The organism is Acidiphilium rubrum (assembly GCF_900156265.1).
Taxonomy (GTDB): Bacteria; Pseudomonadota; Alphaproteobacteria; order Acetobacterales; family Acetobacteraceae; genus Acidiphilium; species Acidiphilium rubrum.
Genome location: NZ_FTNE01000024.1, coordinates 41,420 through 60,468, shown reverse-complemented (window position 1 = coordinate 60,468; position 19,049 = coordinate 41,420). Strand labels below are relative to the sequence as shown.

19 protein-coding genes and 1 tRNA gene are annotated in these 19,049 nt (G+C 66.2%); 12 read left to right on the top strand and 8 right to left on the bottom strand.

Annotation, left to right across the window (positions count from 1 at the left end; all coding sequences use genetic code 11):
* Window positions 1–78: 78 nt before the first annotated feature.
* Window positions 79–1,044, top strand: a complete 966-nt coding sequence (locus BW994_RS15020) for an IS5 family transposase (protein WP_029313732.1) — start codon at window positions 79–81, stop codon at window positions 1,042–1,044.
* Between the two features lie 252 nt (window positions 1,045–1,296).
* Here BW994_RS15020 and moaB read toward each other — a convergent pair whose 3' ends face one another.
* Complete coding sequence (moaB, locus tag BW994_RS15015) at window positions 1,297–1,845, bottom strand: molybdenum cofactor biosynthesis protein B (protein WP_029312549.1); 549 nt, start codon at window positions 1,843–1,845, stop codon at window positions 1,297–1,299.
* Between the two features lie 98 nt (window positions 1,846–1,943).
* Between moaB and BW994_RS15010 the strand changes: the two genes are divergently transcribed.
* The 4 genes from BW994_RS15010 to BW994_RS14995 all read left to right on the top strand — a co-directional run bounded on the left by BW994_RS15010 (window position 1,944) and on the right by BW994_RS14995 (window position 4,547).
* The gene (locus BW994_RS15010) at window positions 1,944–2,741 is read left to right on the top strand and encodes a DUF1295 domain-containing protein (RefSeq protein ID WP_029312550.1); all 798 of its coding nucleotides are present in this window, start codon (window positions 1,944–1,946) and stop codon (window positions 2,739–2,741) included.
* 92 nt (window positions 2,742–2,833) lie between these two features.
* A complete protein-coding gene (locus BW994_RS15005) occupies window positions 2,834–3,862 on the top strand; it encodes an SAM-dependent methyltransferase (RefSeq protein WP_029312551.1) in 1,029 nt (342 codons plus the stop codon).
* Window positions 3,859–4,416 (top strand): hypothetical protein, encoded by a 558-nt coding sequence (locus tag BW994_RS15000; RefSeq protein WP_029312552.1) that lies wholly within the window; start codon window positions 3,859–3,861, stop codon window positions 4,414–4,416. Before BW994_RS15005 ends, BW994_RS15000 begins: the two co-directional genes overlap by 4 nt.
* Before the next feature lie 56 nt (window positions 4,417–4,472).
* A tRNA-Val gene (locus tag BW994_RS14995) sits at window positions 4,473–4,547 on the top strand.
* Between the two features lie 225 nt (window positions 4,548–4,772).
* On the opposite strand, the gene BW994_RS14990 is transcribed toward BW994_RS14995, so the two are convergent.
* A complete protein-coding gene (locus BW994_RS14990; RefSeq protein ID WP_139334143.1) occupies window positions 4,773–5,654 on the bottom strand; it encodes a methyltransferase domain-containing protein in 882 nt (293 codons plus the stop codon).
* A 234-nt stretch (window positions 5,655–5,888) separates the two neighbouring features.
* On the opposite strand from BW994_RS14990, the gene BW994_RS14985 reads away from it, so the two are divergent.
* From BW994_RS14985 to BW994_RS14965, 5 genes are all read left to right on the top strand, one after another.
* Window positions 5,889–7,415: an ATP-binding protein gene (locus BW994_RS14985; protein WP_051657443.1), complete on the top strand. Its 1,527-nt coding sequence runs from the start codon at window positions 5,889–5,891 to the stop codon at window positions 7,413–7,415.
* 160 nt (window positions 7,416–7,575) lie between these two features.
* Window positions 7,576–9,096: a porin gene (locus tag BW994_RS14980; RefSeq protein WP_029312555.1), complete on the top strand. Its 1,521-nt coding sequence runs from the start codon at window positions 7,576–7,578 to the stop codon at window positions 9,094–9,096.
* Window positions 9,097–9,198: 102 nt separating this feature from the next.
* Window positions 9,199–10,032 carry an ABC transporter ATP-binding protein gene (locus BW994_RS14975; protein WP_035229334.1) on the top strand — a complete coding sequence of 278 codons (834 nt, stop codon included), beginning with the start codon at window positions 9,199–9,201 and terminating at the stop codon, window positions 10,030–10,032.
* On the top strand, window positions 10,029–10,919 hold the full coding sequence (locus BW994_RS14970) for an ABC transporter permease (protein WP_029312557.1): 891 nt from the start codon (window positions 10,029–10,031) through the stop codon (window positions 10,917–10,919). Before BW994_RS14975 ends, BW994_RS14970 begins: the two co-directional genes overlap by 4 nt.
* Window positions 10,920–11,159: 240 nt before the next feature.
* Window positions 11,160–12,167, top strand: coding sequence for a HAMP domain-containing sensor histidine kinase (locus BW994_RS14965; RefSeq protein ID WP_051657444.1), 1,008 nt, complete (start codon window positions 11,160–11,162; stop codon window positions 12,165–12,167).
* A gap of 13 nt (window positions 12,168–12,180) precedes the next feature.
* Here the strand turns inward: BW994_RS14965 and BW994_RS14960 are convergent, their stop codons facing one another.
* Window positions 12,181–12,855: an NrsF family protein gene (locus BW994_RS14960; RefSeq protein ID WP_076454676.1), complete on the bottom strand. Its 675-nt coding sequence runs from the start codon at window positions 12,853–12,855 to the stop codon at window positions 12,181–12,183.
* On the bottom strand, window positions 12,845–13,411 hold the full coding sequence (locus BW994_RS14955) for an RNA polymerase sigma factor (protein ID WP_029312560.1): 567 nt from the start codon (window positions 13,409–13,411) through the stop codon (window positions 12,845–12,847). The genes BW994_RS14960 and BW994_RS14955 overlap by 11 nt, the downstream gene beginning before the upstream one ends.
* A gap of 193 nt (window positions 13,412–13,604) precedes the next feature.
* Here BW994_RS14955 and BW994_RS14950 point away from each other — a divergent pair, with 193 nt between their 5' ends.
* Together BW994_RS14950 and BW994_RS14945 are read left to right on the top strand one after the other, a co-directional pair.
* The gene (locus BW994_RS14950) at window positions 13,605–13,823 is read left to right on the top strand and encodes a hypothetical protein (protein WP_029312561.1); all 219 of its coding nucleotides are present in this window, start codon (window positions 13,605–13,607) and stop codon (window positions 13,821–13,823) included.
* Window positions 13,824–13,831: 8 nt separating this feature from the next.
* Complete coding sequence (locus BW994_RS14945; protein WP_029312562.1) at window positions 13,832–14,473, top strand: DUF6969 family protein; 642 nt, start codon at window positions 13,832–13,834, stop codon at window positions 14,471–14,473.
* 22 nt (window positions 14,474–14,495) lie between these two features.
* Here BW994_RS14945 and BW994_RS14940 read toward each other — a convergent pair whose 3' ends face one another.
* Genes BW994_RS14940 through BW994_RS14925 form a run of 4 tightly spaced genes read right to left on the bottom strand, consistent with a single transcriptional unit; the run spans window position 14,496 to window position 18,958 of the window.
* The gene (locus BW994_RS14940) at window positions 14,496–15,599 is read right to left on the bottom strand and encodes a substrate-binding domain-containing protein (protein WP_029312563.1); all 1,104 of its coding nucleotides are present in this window, start codon (window positions 15,597–15,599) and stop codon (window positions 14,496–14,498) included.
* Window positions 15,596–16,678 carry an ABC transporter permease gene (locus BW994_RS14935; RefSeq protein ID WP_029312564.1) on the bottom strand — a complete coding sequence of 361 codons (1,083 nt, stop codon included), beginning with the start codon at window positions 16,676–16,678 and terminating at the stop codon, window positions 15,596–15,598. Before BW994_RS14935 ends, BW994_RS14940 begins: the two co-directional genes overlap by 4 nt.
* On the bottom strand, window positions 16,659–18,194 hold the full coding sequence (locus BW994_RS14930) for a sugar ABC transporter ATP-binding protein (RefSeq protein ID WP_051657445.1): 1,536 nt from the start codon (window positions 18,192–18,194) through the stop codon (window positions 16,659–16,661). The genes BW994_RS14935 and BW994_RS14930 overlap by 20 nt, the downstream gene beginning before the upstream one ends.
* Window positions 18,191–18,958: a glucose 1-dehydrogenase gene (locus BW994_RS14925; RefSeq protein WP_029312566.1), complete on the bottom strand. Its 768-nt coding sequence runs from the start codon at window positions 18,956–18,958 to the stop codon at window positions 18,191–18,193. Before BW994_RS14925 ends, BW994_RS14930 begins: the two co-directional genes overlap by 4 nt.
* Window positions 18,959–19,049: the final 91 nt, after the last annotated feature.

Here is a 19,049-nt window from a genome sequence, read left to right as displayed (position 1 = left end):
CTAAGGAAACTCTGAAAAAGTCCTTTACGATACGCTTTCGGTATGATTCACTGGGTTTGACAGAGAGGATGACCCTGGATGCAGCGCAGTTTTGCTGAGTATGACGGTTTCCGCAAACAGCGGAAGATCACCCGGCGGGACGTGTTTCTGGCGGAGATGGAGCGCGTGGTGCCGTGGCGGCGGCTGGAGGCACTGATCGAACCGCACTATCCGCTCGCCGGGCGAGGGCGCAAGCCCTATCGGTTGAGCACGATGCTGCGGATCCACTTGCTGCAGCATTGGTATGGCTATTCAGACCCCGGAATGGAGGAAGCGCTGCACGATATCCCCGCGCTGCGCCGCTTTGCGGGACTGGACGCGGGCGAGAGTCGCATGCCCGACGAGACGACGATCCTGAACTTCCGCCATTTGCTGGAGGCGCACCAACTGGCGGAAAGTCTGTTCCAGGAGGTTGTCTCGCTATTGACGGACCAAGGCCTGATCCTGCGCGAAGGCACCATTGTGGACGCAACCCTGATTGCCGCCCCGCCCTCGACGAAGAACCAAGCCCGCCAACGCGACCCGGAGATGACGTCGAGCAAGAAGGGCAACCAGTGGCATTTCGGCATGAAAGCGCATATCGGCGTCGATACGGCGCACGGCCTGGTGCATGCGCTGGAGGTCACGACCGGTAAGGTGTCGGACTACAGCATGGCGGAGACGTTGCTGCACGGCGACGAGCAAACGGCGCATGGTGACCGCGGCTACGCCGACAAAACGCGCGAGCCGGACCGTGTGCGCGAAGAGGACGAGGCTGGCCCGCGCTGGTTTGTGCCATTCAAGCGCACGAAAGGCTACGACACGACGCCTGAGCAGAAGCGGCTGAACCGGCTGATGGCAGCGCTGCGTTCGGCGGTCGAGCATCCGTTCCGGGTTCTCAAGCGCCAGTTCGGCCATACGAAGGTGCGGTATCGCGGGTTGTTCAAGAATGAGCAGCACCTATTCAGCCAGTTTGCGCTGGTGAACCTCTACATCGCACGGCGGGTGATCACACCGGCGGGTTGAGGGTCGGGGGCGAGTCTGTCCAGCGCCCGGAAAAAAGGCTCTGGAAGCCGCCCAAAAGTCCAAAATCGCTACGAATTTGCGCCGTCGGGTGGCCCAACACAGCCGTTGCCGGTCGATCACTGTTTGCACAACAGACACGATAGTGAAAAACTCGGCTGCTCAGAGGTTCCCTAAGGGCTCAAGGCGACCGTGGCCCTAGGCCGCGTAAGCACCGAGATGCCCTTGGTGGGGGTCGAGGGGGCAAAGGAGCCATTATGGCGATGCCGTGGTGAGGTGTTCTTGCAGGCGGGGCATGAGTTCGACGAGGTTGCAGGGGCGGTGGCGGGAGTCCAACTGGAACAGCAGGATATCATCCCAGCCGTCTTTGACGGCGCCGGTTGAGCCGGGCAGGGCGAACAGGTAGGTGCCGCCGGCGACGCCGCCGATGGCGCGGGACTGGATCGTGGATGTTCCGATCTTCTGGTAGCTGAGCATGCGGAAGAGTTCGCCGAAGCCTTCGATGTGCTTGTCGAGCACGCGGTCGAACGCTTCGGGGGTGACGTCACGTCCGGTCACACCGGTACCGCCGGTAGTGATGACGACGTCGATGGCGGGGTTGGCGATCCACGTGCGGAGTTGGGTTTCGATCAGGTCCGCGTCGTCGCGCAGAATGGTCCGATCGGCGAGGTGGTGGCCGGCGGTGGTGATGCGGGTAGAGAGTGTATCGCCGGAGGTATCGTTGGCCGAGGTTCTTGTGTCGGACACGGTCATGACGGCGATGGCGACGGGGATGAATCTGCGGGTTTCGTCGATCCTGGACATTGGGGGCTCCTGGTTGGGCTGGTCTGGATATAGGCCAATCTGGCGCCATGCCGAAGCCGCCCCCTTGACGGGGCGCCGGCGCGATGAATGTTAAGCCCATGCCTTATCTTATTCTTGCGATCGTACTGCTGGTGTTTCTGGCTCTGGTGATGGCGGGGGCCTGGGCGGCGCAGAAGCGCACGCGCAATTCCGGCTGGGTCGATGCGTTCTGGACGTTCGGCACCGGCATTGCGGGCGCGATCGGCGCATTGGTGCCGATCGGTCCGGCGCCGGTGGGGCGGCGGTTGCTGGTGGCGGTGCTGGTGCTGCTGTGGGCGGCGCGGCTGGGCGGCTACATCGTGCAGCGCACGCGCGCGATCACGCATGAGGATGCGCGTTATGCCCGGTTTCGGGCGGAGTGGGGGGCGGCGTTCGAATCGCGGATGTTCTGGCTGTTGATGATCCAGGCGGTGGTGGCCTGGCTGCTGGCGCTGTGCGTGATGACCGCGGCCAATAATCCGCATCCGTTGTCGTTCGGCTGGACTTTGGCGGGGCTTGCGGTGTTCGCGATCTCGATCGGCGGCGAGGCACTGGCGGACCGGCAGATGCATGCGTTTCGCGCCGACAGATCGAACAAAGGCAAGGTGTGCGAGGCCGGGTTGTGGGGGTGGTCGCGCCATCCGAACTATTTTTTCGAGTTCCTGATCTGGCTGAGCTATCCGCTGATCGCGCTGGCCGGGCTGTGGTGGCCGGGGTTGCTCGCCCTGATCGGGCCGGTGTTCATGTATGTGCTGCTCGATAAAATCTCCGGCGTGCCACCGCTGGAGCGGGAAATGGTGGAGTCGCGCGGGGCCGCCTACCGCGACTATCAGGCAAGGGTGAGCCCGATGATTCCACTGCCGCCCAAGCGCCAGTAACCATGCGGGATCGGGCGCGTGTCGATTCTGCATCATCCAATGGCCGCGTTGCGGCGTACTCCGGGGGTAGGACCCTTGCACCGGAGAGACTGATGAATTTCGCAGCCACCATGGCCGATGTCGCCGAACGCCTGCCGATCCCCGACAGCCTGACCCGCAAGGGCATTGCCGGCCTGGTGGGGCGGACCGACCGGAAGCTGGCCGATGCGTCGGACACGACGGAGCGGGCATTTGCGCTCGAGATGGCGCGTCTGCCGGTTGCGCTGCATGCCGATGCGGCGAACGCGCAGCACTACGAGGTGCCGGCGGCATTTTTCGGCCTGGTCCTCGGGCCACGGCGGAAATATTCCTCCTGTTTTTACGACACCGCCCAGAGCACCCTGGCCGAGGCCGAGATTGCCGCACTCGAGCGCACCTGCGCCAACGCGGGACTGGGGGATGGCCAGCGGATTCTCGAACTCGGCTGCGGCTGGGGTTCGCTGAGCCTGTGGATGGCCGAGCATTATCCTGAAGCCACTATCACCGCGGTTTCGAACTCGGCCTCGCAGCGCGCCTATATCGAGGCGCAGGCGGCGGCGCGCGGTTTTGACAACCTCACGATCATCACCGCCGACATGAACGATTTCGAGACCGATGCCCGGTTCGACCGTGTGGTTTCGGTCGAAATGTTCGAGCATATGTCGAACTGGCGCGCCTTGCTTGGCCGCATCCGCCACTGGCTGGCGCCGGAGGGCAGGCTGTTCCTGCACGTGTTTTCCCACCGGCGCGGCACCTATCGGTTCGATCATCACGACCGTGCGGATTGGATCGCCCAGCATTTTTTCACCGGCGGCATCATGCCGAGCCACGGGCTGATCACCCAGTTTCCCGACCTGTTCACGCTGGAGGCGGACTGGCGCTGGAGCGGCGCGCATTATGCCCGCACCGCGCGTGACTGGCTCGACAATTACGACCGGCATGAGGGCGCGATCGATGATATCCTGCAATCGGTCTACCGGGCCGATGCCGGGCTGTGGAAGCGCCGCTGGCGGCTCTTTTTCCTCGCGACCGAGGGGTTGTTCGGCCATCGCGGCGGCGATGCCTGGGGCGTCAGCCATTACCGGCTGCGCCCGGCGGGATGAAGTCGCTGTTCGCTGCACTCGGCCGCTACGTCGCGCATGACGATCCGCTGACCTTCGCGCTGAACAAGGTGGCGATGGTGCTGGCCGGCAATACGCCGTTCTATCCGCTCTATCTCTGGGCGGTGCTCGGGCGCGATGCGGCACCGTCGATCCTGCTGACGTTGTGTTCCTTTCCGTTCTGGGCGGTGGTGCCCGCCGTCGCGCGGCGCAATGGGCTGGCGGGCCGGCTGGTGTTGACCGTGGTGGGCGTGCTGAACACGGTGTGGTGCAGCGCGGTGCTGGGCTTCTCCTCTGGCACTGCGCTGTTCCTGATCCCCTGCGTCCTGCTCGGCACGCTGGGGTTTCACCAGCGCGAACGCATCGTATCGCTCGCGATCGCGGCACTGCCATTCATCGCCTACGGCGTGCTGCGGTTCGGTACCTGGGTGCCGTTGAAGCGCTACAGCGGTGCTGAATATTCCAGCCTGATCACGCTGAACGGCTTCAGCGTGGCGTGCCTGGTCGGCTTCCTCGGCATCGCCTTCGCCAGCGCCCGCCCGACCCGGGCGACGTGACCGATTGGCGCCCTCTTGCGTCAATCCCCGGGTAAAGCTAGATCACCGGTCGGATCGGGCGCGTAGCTCAGCGGTAGAGCATCGCCTTCACACGGCGGGGGTCACAGGTTCAATCCCTGTCGCGCCCACCAGATTTTCCGGATCATGACGGCGATACACTGGAAACTCTGGCCCCGCTTCGCCCTGATACGGAACGGCGCGGCTGCCTTAGAGCGCCCAAATTCCTGCGGTGAGTGAATTGGTGTCGGCGAGACCGTTCATGCAGAACAGTCTGGCCCGTTGCAACTATACTGGAGCGCGTCGAACCCGTGGCCGTCGGTTGTGCCGCTCTTCACACCTGCGCCAACCGCCGCGAATCAGGCGTACGGGACCCGGCCGATCGCGATGAAATCCGAAGAGAAGCCGAAATCATCGTCATTCATCGAGCGCTCCAGCGCCGCGATCGCGGCGTCGAACGCTGCCGCCGTGATCAGCCCGGCGCCGATCAGCGCGTCGCGATAATTGAGGTAATACGCCTTGTGATGCGCCTCGAGCTCGTGGTTGCGTCCGTAATAGGTGCCGAGCCGAACCCGTGGCACCGACAGCACCTGCAATTCGGTCAATCCGGCGGATCGAAACAAATGATAGAGTCGCCGCCCGATCTGCCGGCCCGCCCCGATCGATGCCTGCCACAGCCGGATCGCTTCGTTCAACTGCTCCAGAACCGGCGCTTCCCCCGGGTAGGACAGCCACGCCCCGTCATCGACATCCATCACCGCGACCCGGCCGCCCGGCGCGGTTACCCTGATCATTTCAGCCAGCGCCGCCGCGGGCTGGTCGAGGTGCTGGAACAGGAACCGGCACACCGTCAAATCCTGGCTGGCGGACGCCACGGGCAGCCGATACGCCTCGCCTAGCCGGCTCTCGATTGTGCAACCGAGCCGCGCGGCCAGGTCCTGCAGCAGTGCGATGCTCTGCGCATCCCGATCGACCGCGATGATCCGTGCCTCCGGCCCGCACAGCCAGGCGATATCGAGGCAGAGCGCGCCGGTCCCGGCGCCAACGTCCAGCACCCGGATGGTGCCGCGCGTGAGCCCGAAGGCGGGCAGCACCGCAATCCGGTGCATGTGTGTGTGGATGGTCTGGCGGAGTAGCCAGTCCAATGCGCCGCTGTTGGGCGATATCGCCGATGTCGCCTCACGCAACCGGCCCATCCATTTCTGCGTCGCCGCGGCATCGAGCATCATATCAAAGTCCATTTTTTGTCTGGGCCACAAAGAAAACCGGCAGCGATCGATCGGTTTTTTCTCTGTGGATGGGCGGAAGGCTTCAAACCGCTGCAACGAAGGCGGTGATACCGCATCATTCCTAACATCCGCCTAACGCCACCCCATCCCTCCGCGTCTGGCGGTGCCGCCGCCGGCGGGGTAAAGACTTGGCGGGTGAGGCCCGATCGATGAGCCCATCCATGCTGAAGGGCTACACATCAAGACATGACGACTGCAATCGATATGGGGTCCACTGCGGCCGGCGCGCCGGCGATGCTCGACCTCGAGGAACTGATGGCGACCAGGCTGCTGGTGCAGGGCAATTCCGGCTCCGGCAAATCCCATTTGTTGCGCCGCCTGCTCGAACAATCCGCCCCCTGGGTGCAGCAGACCATCATCGACCCCGAGGGCGATTTCGTGACCCTGGCGGAGCGGTTCGGCCATCTGGTGATCGATGCGGCACTGCATACCGAACAGGACCTGCAACTCGCCGGCGAACGCGCGCGCATCCACCGCGTCTCCACCGTGCTCGACCTCGAACAGCTCGATGCCGAAACCCAGCTCCGCCGCGCTGCCGCCTTCCTCGGCGGCCTGTTCGAAGTCGGCCGCGACCATTGGTACCCCATGCTGGTCGTGGTCGATGAAGCGCAGCTGTTCGCCCCCGCCGTCGCCGGCGAGGTGTCGGATGAGGCGCGCAAGCTCGCCCTCGGTGCCATGACCAATCTGATGTGCCGCGGCCGCAAGCGCGGCCTCGCCGGCGTTATCGCGACCCAGCGCCTCGCCAAACTGGCCAAGAACGTCGCGGCCGAGGCGTCGAACTTCCTGATGGGCCGCACCTTCCTCGATATCGACATGGCCCGCGCGGCCGATCTGCTCGGCATGGAACGCCGCCAGGCCGAAGCGTTCCGCGATCTGCAACGCGGCCATTTCATGGCGCTGGGCCCCGCGCTCAGCCGCCGTCCGCTCGGCATCCGCATCGGCGGCACGGCAACCCAGCCGCGCAACGCGCCGCCATCGTTGCTGCCCCTGCCCGAAGCCGCACTCGATGATGCCCGCGCCGTCATCCTTGCCGCAACCCCGCCCGATGCCGTGCGCCTGCCGCGCCGCGCCCCCGCGACGCCGCCGCCTGATTTGCTGAGCCAGTTGATGGCCGCGACACCGCTGGTCGCCGAAAGCCGCAGCCCATCGCCCGAGCCGGACGCGAGCCCGGCCGAGCGGGCCGAACGCGCGGCCCGGCTCGATCGGATTCTGGCCGCCATCCTGGCCGACCCCGAAGCCGGGTTCCGCGCGATCGGCGTGCTGTATCAGGATTTCCTGGTCCGCTGCCGGATCGCCGGTCTCGGCACCGTCGCCCCCGATCTGGTCACCTTCCGCCGCATGCTGACCCACGCCCGCGCTGGCATCAGCAGCGACATGGCCGAAGACGATATCTGGCGCGACATCGCAGCCCGCGCCGCCGTGCTGCCCGAGGATATCCAGGGTATTTTCATGATGATCGCCCGCACCGCCCGCGAGGGTCTGCCGTGCCCGGGTGATCAGGCGATCGCGCGCGCCTACGGCACCCGCTCGCTCGGCCGCGCCCGCCGCCTGCTCACCTATATGGAGGAACAGGGGCTGATCGTCTGCCAGACCGATGGCGCCGGGCGCCGCATCGTCACGCTGGTCGAACTCGCCTGGGCCACCGCCCCCGGCGCGCCCGATGCGCCGGACACGCAGGACGCCCCGACCATGCAGGACGACCCTATCCGCTAGGCCGCCCGGGCCGGCTCCGCGCTGCCGGCCGCTGCACATTACAAATCCACACGATTTCATCCATGGATGCGGAATTACCGATCCGTCATCCACGCCCTCAACATGGCCCGGCCATCCGGATCGGGCTGTTCAAAAAAATGTTCTGGGAGGAACGGTGCCGATGAGAGTTTCCAAACACGCCCTATTTGTCTGCTCCGCCATTGCGCTGGCCGCCGCCATGCCGCATGCGGCAAAGGCCGACCAGATCAGCCAGTTGCAGGCCCAGATCAACGCGCTCTCGGCCAAGTTGGCCGCGATCCAGGCTAATCAGGCCCAGGTCGAGCGGAAGGAACAGCTCCGCGCGCTGGCCATGCGCGAACGCGCCGCCGCCATGGCCACCCGCCAGAAGCACGACGAAACCCTGATCGCCGCGCGCAATGCCGTGCTGGCCACAATGTCCCAGAAGGAATCGCCCACCCGGGCGCAGCAGGAAGGCCTGCCGAACAACCAGTACGTCACCATGGGCGCGCTGCCGGGCTCGTTCGTGATTCCCGGGACCAACACCTCGATCCATATCGGCGGCTTCATCAATTTCCAGGCGGAATACAGCCCGACCCAGAATTTCGGCCCGAAATTCTCGATCGGCAATCTGCTGCCGCCCAGCCCGGCAAGACGCGCGAGCGCGGGTGATTTCCAGTTCCAGAGCAAGGTCTCGCGCCTGATCGTGCAGACCAGCACGCCGAGCGACCTCGGCCCGATCACCACGAATTTCGCGCTGGATTTCTATGGGTTCGTCGCCGGCGGCGACTACAATCAGGCGCTGCAGAACAACTCCTATTCAGCGCGCATCGTGTTCGCCTACGGCACCATCGGGCCGCTCACGCTCGGTATGCTCAACTCCAACTTCCTCGATGCGACCGACACGCCCGAGACCTTCGACAACGGCGGCCCGGCCGGCATTCCGGCTGAGCGCACCGAACAGATCCGCCTGACCTTCCCGTTCAACAAGGCATCGATCGTCTCGATCGCGGCGGAAAGCCCGCAAAGCGGCTATCAGGACACGCGCGACAATATCGAGGTCCCCTCGGTCACCGAGCCGATGCCCGATTTCAGCGCGCGGTATCAATACACCAGCAAGCTGCTGCACTTTCAGCTCGGCGCGGTGGTACGCGACGTCGCCTACACCGATGGCTACGGCGACCGGGTGAGCCATATCACCGGCGCCGGCCTGGTCGGCACCACCCTCAACCTCGGTGCGATCAACAAGGGCTTCGGGCAGGACAACATCGGCGCCCAGCTCTGGTCCGGCGCGATCGGCCGCTACATCCCCGATGATTTCGGCGGTAACGTCGCCTCGGTGCTGGCGGTCGACAACGGCGTGACCGGGACGCCGCTGACCATTGCTTCGAAAGTGCAGGACGACCAGGGATTCACCGCCTGGGTCCAGCATTTCTGGACCGCCAAGCTGCGCTCGACCGTCGCGATCGGGTACAATCATCTCAACCTCGCGGGTTTCCTGCCGGTCGATACCGCGAACGCGATCGCCACCAAGACCGCCCACATCAACCTGATTTACCGGCCGGTGCCCAGCGTCGATCTCGGGATCGAGGGCATGATCGGCCAGAAGCAGTTCCAGCGGGGCACCAACGTGCCGCCGAAAAATGCCGATCGGTTCGAATTCGGGGGGATCTGGCATTTCTGAGCCCGCCAACAACAGCGCCGCTACCAACAGCCCGGCTAGCAACAGCCCCGCTACCAACAGCCCCGCTACCAACAGCCCCGCTACCAACAGCAGAGTATCGATATGAGTGTATCAACTGAAGACGGCATCGAACTGACCGGTGTGACGAAACGCTTCGTCACGCCGACCGGCTCGACCATGACGGCGATCCGCGATGTCAATCTGCGTGTCGGGGCGGGTCGGTTCTGCGCCGTGGTCGGACCCACCGGCTGCGGTAAATCCACCACCCTGACGCTGACCGCCGGGCTCGAACGCGCCAGCGCCGGCCAGGTGCGGGTGTTCGGTAAACCGGTCGACGGCATCACGCCCAACGCCGGCTTCGTGTTTCAGACCGATGCGCTGATGCCGTGGAAATCGGTGCTCGACAACGTGGCGCTCGGCCCGAAATTCCGCGGCATGGCCACGCGCGATGCGCTGGCCGAAGCGCGGCGCTGGCTCGGCGTGGTCGGCCTCGCCGGGTTCGAGGATCATTACCCCCATCAGCTCTCCGGCGGCATGCGCAAGCGCGTCAGCCTGGCGGCGGCGCTGATCAACAAACCGCGCCTGCTCCTGATGGACGAGCCGTTTTCAGCGCTCGACGTGCAAACCCGCGCCATCATGACCAATGAGCTGCTGCGCCTGTGGGAGCAGACCAGGCCATCGGTGCTGTTCGTCACCCACGACCTCGAGGAGGCGATTTCAATGGCCGATCTGGTCGTGGTGATGACCGCCGGACCCGCCACCGTGAAGGCGGTCTATGAAATCGATCTGCCGCGCCCGCGCGGTGCGGTGCAGGATATCCGGTTCACCCCGCGTTTTCTCGAACTCTATCGCCAGATCTGGGAATCCCTGCGCGAGGAGGTCGAACGCACCTATGCCCTGTCGGCTGCGGCCACTGCGCGGAGGGCAGCATCATGAGCGACGCCCCGATCACCCCGCGCGGCGGCCCGGCACCGGCCTTCGAGGTCGAAGATCCGCTCGCCGTCGCGGCGCGCCGCCGGGTGCGCAACTACAAGCTCACGGTGCGGGCCGGCCAGATCGGCACCTTCATCGTGATCGTCGCCGGCTGGCAGCTGCTGACCCATTTCAAAATCCTCGACCCGTTCTTCGCCGGCTCGCCCTGGGGCATTCTGCTGCGCCTCGCGGACTGGGCGGTCCACGGCACCGCCTATGGCTCGCTCTGGCTACAGATATGGGTGACCATGGAGGAAGCGTTGCTCGGTTTCGCCGTCGGCGTGATCAGCGGCGTCGTGATGGGGGTGCTGCTCGGCGAAATCCCGCTGCTCGCGGATATTCTCGGCCCCTACATCAAAATGGTGAACGCGCTGCCGCGCATCGTGCTCGGCTCGATCTTCGTGATCTGGCTCGGCCTCGGCCTGCCCTCGAAAGTCATGCTCGCGGCCGTGCTGGTGTTCTTTGTCGTGTTCTTCAACGCGTTCCAGGGTGTGCGCAGCGTCGATCGCAATCTGGTCGCCAATGCGCGCATCCTCGGTGCCTCGCGGTTGCAGGTGGTCTGGCATGTCGTGGTGCCCTCCGCGACCACCTGGATCATCGCTAGTCTGCATGTCGCCCTCGGTTTCTCGATCATCGGCGCGATCGTGGGTGAGTTCCTCGGCGCGCAGAAGGGGCTCGGCCTCGTGATCGCGACGGCACAGAACAATTTCGACACCAACGGCGTGTTCGGCGCGATGCTCATCATCGGCCTGATCGCGGTTTCGGCGGAAGGCCTCATGTCGATCGCCGAACGCCGGCTGCTCGCCTGGCGGCCACCCGCCGCCACCGAAACAAGCCAGGCCGGCTTGTAGTCCACCGGCCACGACCAGTCTCAACAATCATGGAGGATCGTCCAATGTTCAAGCATTCATCAGCCAGCCTGCTGCGCGGCATCGCCGCCGCGGCGGTCGTCGCCACCGGCGTGCTCGCGTCACCCGCCGCCCATGCCGCGCCCAAGCTGCAAAAGGTCAGCATGATGGTCGGCGGCATCGACAAGCAGATCTACCTGCCCGCTGCTCTGGCGCCACCTGACGCGCTGGAACCTACCCGGCATGCCGCCGCGTGTGCGCGCGATCGATGGCATCGGCCAGCGCCTGTCCGACGGCGACATCCTGTTCATCGGCGAGGATGCCTCGGTCTTCGCGCGGCTGAACACCGAAATCGCCTGGCTGTTTGCCGGTGTGTTCGGCTTCATGATCTCGCTCGGCCTACTGATGAGCCTGCTGATCGCGCTCTATAGCCTGCAACGGGTGCGCGCGATCAGCGAGGCGAGCCGCCAGATCGTCGCGGGCGACCTGTCGCACCGGATCAAGCTGTACGGCATCGACGACGAGCTGGATTTCCTGACCACCGACCTGAACCTGATGCTCGCCACGATCGATCGCCTGGTCGAAACCGCGCGCCAGGTTACCAGCGACATCGCGCATGATCTGCGGGCACCGCTCACCCGGCTGCGCGATCATCTGGTGCACGCACAGCGCGGCGCGGTGACCGATCCGGGCTACGCCCAGGCGTTGCAGCAGGTCGAACAGATCATCGCGATTTTCGCTGCCCTGTTGCGGATCGCCGAGGTCGAGGCCGGGGCGGTGCAGGGGCATTTCGAGCCGATCGACCTGTCCGCCCTGTGCCGCGCGCTGGCGGAGTCCTACGAGCTGGTGGCCGAAGACCGTGACCAGCGCCTCACCCATGCGATCGCGGATGATCTGATCATCCAGGGCGATGCCGCGCTGATCACGCAGATGCTGGTCAATCTGATCGAGAACGCCATCCGCCATTGTCCGCCCGGCATCGCCATCACGCTGGCGGCGCACGCGCAGGACCGCGCCGTCACGATCGAACTGGCCGATCGCGGCCCCGGCATCCGCGATGCCGACCGCGAACGCGTGTTCCGCCGCTTCGTCCGGCTCGATGCGGCGCGCACCACCGCCGGCCACGGCCTGGGCCTTGCTTTGGTCAAGGCCGTGGTCGCCCTCCACGACGGTACGATCACGCTCGACGACCATGCCCCCGGCCTGATCGTGCGGATCAGCGTGCCGATCACCGCGCACCGCCGATCATAACGCCACCCTGCGCTCAGGACCCGGCGTAACTGACGGTCCGCCCCGATCTGGCCCGGCCCAGAGCCGCCCGACCTACGGCACCGACGGCCAACGTGAACAAGACGACGCTCCCCATCTGCCATACCAGCAGCGTAAGAAAACTGTCGCTGCCATGGAACAGCCGGAGCGTGCACTCCGCAAGCGCCGCCGCGGCGAGCGCCCCGCACAGGCAGGCGTGCGCGGTGCGGAACATCGGGCTGCGTCGCAGCAGCCACACCATCGCTACCGCCGGCGCGATGCCCGCGACCGCGATGGCCGGAACGCACATCGCATCGACATGCAGCCGCAGCGCGCCGCCCTGCGTACTGACCGACAGCAACAGGCATTGCCGGCCCAGCACACCCAGCCAAAGCGCCATCGCCCCCACCGGCAGCAGTAATTTCCAGCCCGGCTGATCAGGTCGGCCGGCACAGAACGCAGCATAGGCGGCGGCAATCGCGGTCAGCAGCGCCAGCGCCTCGTCGAGCGCAAAGCCGGGCCGCAGCAGCAACGACAGCAGGGCGGGGCGCGGCCCCATCATCAGCGTCACCAGTGCCAGTATCGGCACCGTCACGGCCAGCCACGACATCGTCAAGTGCCCCGGCGCCGGTGCGCGGCGCACCGGGCTCAGTTCATCGGCCAGCGCCGCGATCAGGCGTTCATTCGACATCCTCGACCCCCATGGCACGCCGCAGCCGCCGGATCGCCCGAAACGTGCCGACCTTCAACGCCGTCACGCTCAGCCCGGAAACCGCGGCGGCTTCCAGCAAACTCAGTTCGCGCAATTTCAGCATATCGAGAATCTCCTGATCGCGCGGGGATAACCGCCCGATCGCCGCCTGCATCGCCGCCTGATCCACCGCCGCATCCTGATCCGGATTCGTCCGCAACGCCTGCGAGGTTACCGGCACATCGTCCAGAATCGTCTCACGCGCCGCGTGGCGATGGCGCTGGCGGCGCACTTCGGCTCCGCGCAGCTTCATGATGCCGAACAGGAACGGCGCCACCGGCCGGGGCGGCTGGTACAAGGCAAGGCTGCGGTGCAACGCCAGCAGCGTCTCCTGCACGATATCCTCGATATCCGACAGCGTGGCCGTCGGCCACCGCCCGCGCGCCCGTGCCCGCAGCCATGGCAGCGCGGCGGCCAGCAACGCCCCATAAGCCCGCCGGTCGCCCGCCTGCGCCGCCGCCAGCCAGATGCGCCAGTTGGCGTCTTCCTCCGCCATCCATCCTCCGTCAGAAGCGACCCCGATCATCCGATGCCGCCCCGCCGCTGTCCATGGCCAGCCAGACCCGCGCCGCCGAAAAAATCCTCGGCACGAACGGTAACCAAAACCTGCGACACCGCGTATATCAGACTGACAGGTACGGCCCGATCACATCCATCAACCCGGCCGTAGCGCCCTGGAAGGAACCGCCATGAAAAACCCAACCGCGCCCCACCCGATCACACGCACAGCCCTCGCACTTGGTTCGGCCGTCGCCATCGCCGGTCTCGTGAGCGCGGCACCCGCCCAGGCCGCAACCGCCGCCAACCCCTGCGCCGGCGGCAAGATGGGCGCGAAATCCAACGCCAAGCCCGGTCACGCCGCGATGGCCAACAAAAAAATGAAATCAGGTGCCTGCGCCGGCAAATAAACCCCGCCATGCCCGCCGCCGATCCTGCCCGTCTGGCGGCCGCCGCCGCCTTGGTCGCCGCCCTGCGATCGATCGAGGATCGCGGCTCCAACCTGGTCGCCGCCCTGCTGGCCGGCGCGACGTTCATCGCCTTCGAGCATCATCCGCCCGGCGATGTCCACGATCCGGTTAGCGGCGCGCAATATTACTTCCACGCCCACGCGCCGGACACGGCGCGCGCGGTCAGCCCGACCTGGGCGGAAATTGGCCATATCCACACCTTCATCCGCCCGGCCGGGCGGGGCGAGGGCGCACCGATCCATCATCTGATCGCCATCGCGCTCGACCGCTGCGGCCGCCCCACCGCTCTGTTCACCACCAATCGCTGGGTCACCGACGATGATTTCATCCCGGCACCGCAGGCAATCGGCTATGCGCGCGCCTATCAGGTCAGCGATGGCGGGCCGGTGAGCCAGTGCATCAACGCCCTGTTCGCCCTGTTCGCGGCCGACATCGCCGATCTGCTGACCGCGCGCGACGCCGCCATCGCCGCCTGGCAACGCAACAACCCCGGCGTCGATGCCTTCGAGGACCGCGACCTCGAAATCACTTCGGCCCACCCGATCGACCTTGTCGCAGTCCTGACGGCGCTCCAGGACACGCTCGCGTAAGCCGCGTGCCCTGGCCGTGTCATCAGGCCGATTTGCCCCAGATCTTCAGAAACACCGCCTTGTAGCCGTTCGACGGGTTGAACACATTGGTCTTGCCGCCGTCCTGATCGATGTTGTCCGGCGTGAACAGATGCACCGGATCAGTCTCGGTCGCCGGCGGCTGCCCGGCGAAGGCGCGGTTCAGCTCATCGACGCATTGCCACCCTTCCAGCTCCAGCGGCGCCGCCACCGTCGCGGTCTGGAATTGTTTCGAACGGATGCGCTGAAACGCCGATTCCGAACCATCGCCGGCCGACACGTTATACGGCGGGCCGTCGCCCTTGCGACCGGATGCCGACAATCCAGGCGCCATATAATCATAATACAGATCATTGATCGCCAGCGAATAATTCCAGGTCTTGCCGAATTTCGACAGCAGCGCCGCCGTCACCTGCGGCATCCGTGTCGCGGTGGCACCCAGCGGCACGTTCTCGACCGCGAGCACCTTGCACCCGGCGCATTGCTTGATGGTCTTGGCCATCTCGGCCGATTTCGCCATCGCGATCGCATACTCGCTGGTGGTGAAGATCACCACGTTCGCGTGCCCATCCGACTTTGCAATGGCGTACAGCGCTGCCGCCTTCGCGACGTCCAGCGAGTTCTGCGTGACATTATAGATCACGCCGGGCGAAGCGATCGGACCGGGACGCGGCGATGCATTCCAGCCCACCACCTTGATGCCCGCCTTGTCGGCCTGCTCGATGAACGGCGCGGATTGCACCGCATCCACCCCGCCCAGCACGATGCCCGCCGGCTTGAGCGCGATCGCCGAGGACAACGCGGCGTTCTGCCCCGCCGCCGTGCCCTTGCCGTCGATCAGCCGGAAGCGCCAGCCGATCGCCTTGGCCGCCGCCGCCACGCCCTTGGCCACACCGCGCGCGCCGCCGTTCGACTGATCGGTCGATACATAGACAATGAACTTGCCCGGCACCGCCTTCGGCCCGGTGGTCGGGCCGGTGTAGGGTATCGTCTTGCTGGTCGCCGCCGCGACGAACGCCTTGGCCGCCGCGACGGTGGTATCGGCCAGCGCCCGCCCGGACAATCCGGCCGATGCCGCCGCGATGGCGATGATCATTCCTGGTTTCATAAATCCCCCCTTGTTGCCGAGGCAGCTGGTGCCGGCACCAATGCCGGCCGCACCGCCTTCAGATGAACCGCACGGCGGCGCTGCGCGAAACCGGCCAGGCCGATCGAGAGCACCAGCGTGATGCCGTTGAACAAATCCGATACGAAAAACGCCCCGCCCAGCTGCTCGATCCCGGAAATCCCGACCGCCAGCAGCACCTCGGCGGCAACCGTGCCCCAGACATTGACCCGGCCCGGCTTGATCGTGGTCGAGCCAAGAAACGCGCCGACCAGGGCGGGCAACAAATAACTCAGCCCCAGGCTGGTCGTGCCGATCCGTAATTGCGCCGCCAGCACGACCGAGGCGAACGCCGTCAGCACGCCGGAGGCGATGAACACCCCGACTACATGGGTGCGCACCGCAATGCCGTTCAACTCCGCCGCGCGCCGGTTTGCGCCGATCGCGTACAGCACCCGGCCCAGCGGCATCCGCTCGGTCACCAGCCACAGCACGAAGGCAATCACCAGCACATAGACCACCGGCAGCGGCACCACCCCGAGCAACCGCCCGTCGTTGATCGCGGTGAACCCGGCCGATAGCGTGCCGACCATCTGTTCGCCGCCGGTATACCATTCCGCCAAAGCGAAAATGATCGTGCCGGTGCCCAAGGTGGCAATGAAACTGTCGATCTGCGCGATCTCGACCAGCAGCCCGTTCATCAACCCGAACAGCCCGCCCAGCACCAGCACGGCGAGCACCGCGACCGGCCAGGGCCAGTGATATTGCACCTGCAGGCTGATCGCGATGATCGACCACAGCACGATGCCATACCCCACCGTCAGATCGATCCGCCCCGCGATCATCGGCAGCAGGGCGGCGAGCGCCAGCAATGCCACGACCGATTTCACCACGAACACCGCGCGCATATTGTCCGCGGTCGGAAACGTATCCGGCAACAGGATCGAGAACAGCGCGATCAGGAACAATGTGATGATCGGCAGCCCGTAGGTGGTGAGCCCGCGGCGCACCAGCTCGCCGCGCCCCATGCTCTCGCGCTCGGCCCCGCTCGGCTCCAGCGCGTCAGATTTGAGCGATTCCATGCGCACTCCCTTCATGTCGCCGCGAAAACACCCCGGCCGATGCCGCCGCGATCAACCGGTCGATGGTGAGCGCGTCGCCCGCCAGTTCGGCGACCACCGCGCCCCGGTCGAACACCAGCGCGCGGTCGCAGATCTGCGCGATTTCCTCGAAATCCGACGACACCACCAAAATCGTCGCCCCCGCCGCCGCCGCCTCGGCGAACAGCCGGTAAATCTCGGCCCGCGCGCCGACATCGACGCCCGAAGTCGGGTCCTCCACCACCAGCAGCTTTGCCCCCTGATCGAGCCAGCGCCCCACCACAACTTTCTGCTGGTTGCCGCCCGATAATTGTTCGAGCAGCAGCCAAGGCTGGTTCGGCCGCAGCCCGACCCGGCGCCCCAGCGCATGCGCGCGCCGATGCACGCGGCGCGGTGTGATGTATTCCAGCGCGCCCATGCCATGCGCATACGGGTTCAGAAACGCATTCTCCGCGATGCTCAGCCGCGCCGCGGTCGATTCCCCGGTCCGGTCGCCGGCGACGAACCCGATCCCCCGCGCCATCGCATGGCGCGGATCGCGCGGCGCATAGGCCGCGCCATCAAGCGTGATCGCGCCCTCATGCACCACCGCCCGGCCGAACAGCGCGCGCCCCAGCCGTTCCTGCCCGGCGCCGACCAGCCCGGCCAGGCCCACGATCTCGCCCGCCCGGAACGCCGCATCGAGCGGCGCCGCCGTCTCGATCATCACCGACCGGCACGCGAGCCGCACCGCGGTGCCGGCTGCGCAATCGGTGCGCCGGTGTCGCGCGAACCCCTGCCCGACGATCATTGAAATCAGCCGGTCCGCCGTCAGCCCCGCCACCGGCCCGGCGCCGGCCAGCCGGCCATCGCGCAGCACCACCACCCGGTCCGCCAGTTCGAACACCTCGTCCAGCCGGTGCGACACGTACACAATGCCCACCCCGCGCGCCCGCAACTGCCGCAGCGCATCGAACAGCCGCGCCACTTCCGAAGCCGGCAGGCTCGCGGTCGGCTCATCGAGCACCAGCACCTCGCCGTTCGCCGCCAGCGCGCGGGCAATCGCCACCAGTGCGCGCTCCGCCCGGCCAAGATCGCGGATGCGCGTGTCGGGATGCCGATCGAGCCCGAGTGCGGCGAGCGCCGCCACCGTGCGCGCGCGGTTCGCCGCCCGGTCGATCAGCCCGAACCGGCGCAAAAACCCCAGCGTCAGCCCGAAATTCTCACTGATCGTCATCCAGTCGAACAGGCCCAGATCCTGGTGAATGAAGCGGATCGGCAGCAACCCCGGCGATCCCGTGCTCACCCGCCCTTGAAACCCGATACTGCCCTCATCCATCCGGTGAATCCCGGCCAGAATCTTGATCAGGGTCGATTTGCCCGCGCCGTTCTCGCCCAGCAGAGCCACGATCTCGCCATGCCCGACGGTGAAATCCACCCGGTCCAGCGCCCGCGTGCCGCCGAACGATTTGCCGATGCCGCGCATCTCCAGCAGCGGCGGCACCTGGGCAGCGCTCATACCACGCTCGTCAGCCCGCCATCGACGAAGATGGTCTGGCCATTGACGAAATCGGCGGCGGCAGAGGCCAGAAACACCGCGGTGCCGCCCAGCTCCGCCACCTCGCCCCACCGCCCGGCCGGCGTGCGGGCGACCAGCCAGGCGGTGAACGCGGGATCGGCCACCAAGGCCGAAGTCAGCTCGGTGCGGAAATACCCCGGCGCGATCGCATTGACCTGAATATTATGCCGCGCCCACTCGGCGCACAGCCCGCGCGTCAATTGCCGCACCGCCCCTTTCGACATCGCATAGGGCGTGATCGAGGCGCGGCCCAGCTCGCTTTGCACCGACGCGATATTAATAATCTTGCCGCGCCGCCGCGCGATCATCCGCCGCCCGACCGCCTGGGCGACAAAAAACGCGCCCTTCACATTGATCGCCATCAGCCGGTCGAAATCCGCCTCGGCGAAATCCTCCGCCGCCATCCGGTGCTGCATCCCGGCGTTGTTGATCAGGATGTCGATGGCACCATCCGCCTCGATCGCCGCAACCCCGCGCTCCACGCTCGCCGGGTCCATCACGTCGAACGCCTGGCTCGCCACGTTGTGCCCCGCCGCGCGCAAGCCGGCCGCCGCCTGTTCGAGTGCGGCGCCATCGCGCGCATTCAGCACCACGGCGGCACCCGCCTGCGCGAGTGCAGCCGCAATCGCCAGCCCGATGCCGCGGCTGCCGCCGGTGATCAAGGCACGTTTCCCGCTGAGGTCAAACGCCTGGTTCGTCATCATCCTGCCCTGCGCCCGGTCCTGACCATTCGGCCGGCGGGCGCTATTCTTATGGTTTCGTATCAAACGCGTCAGCCGTACCATAACCCGCGTT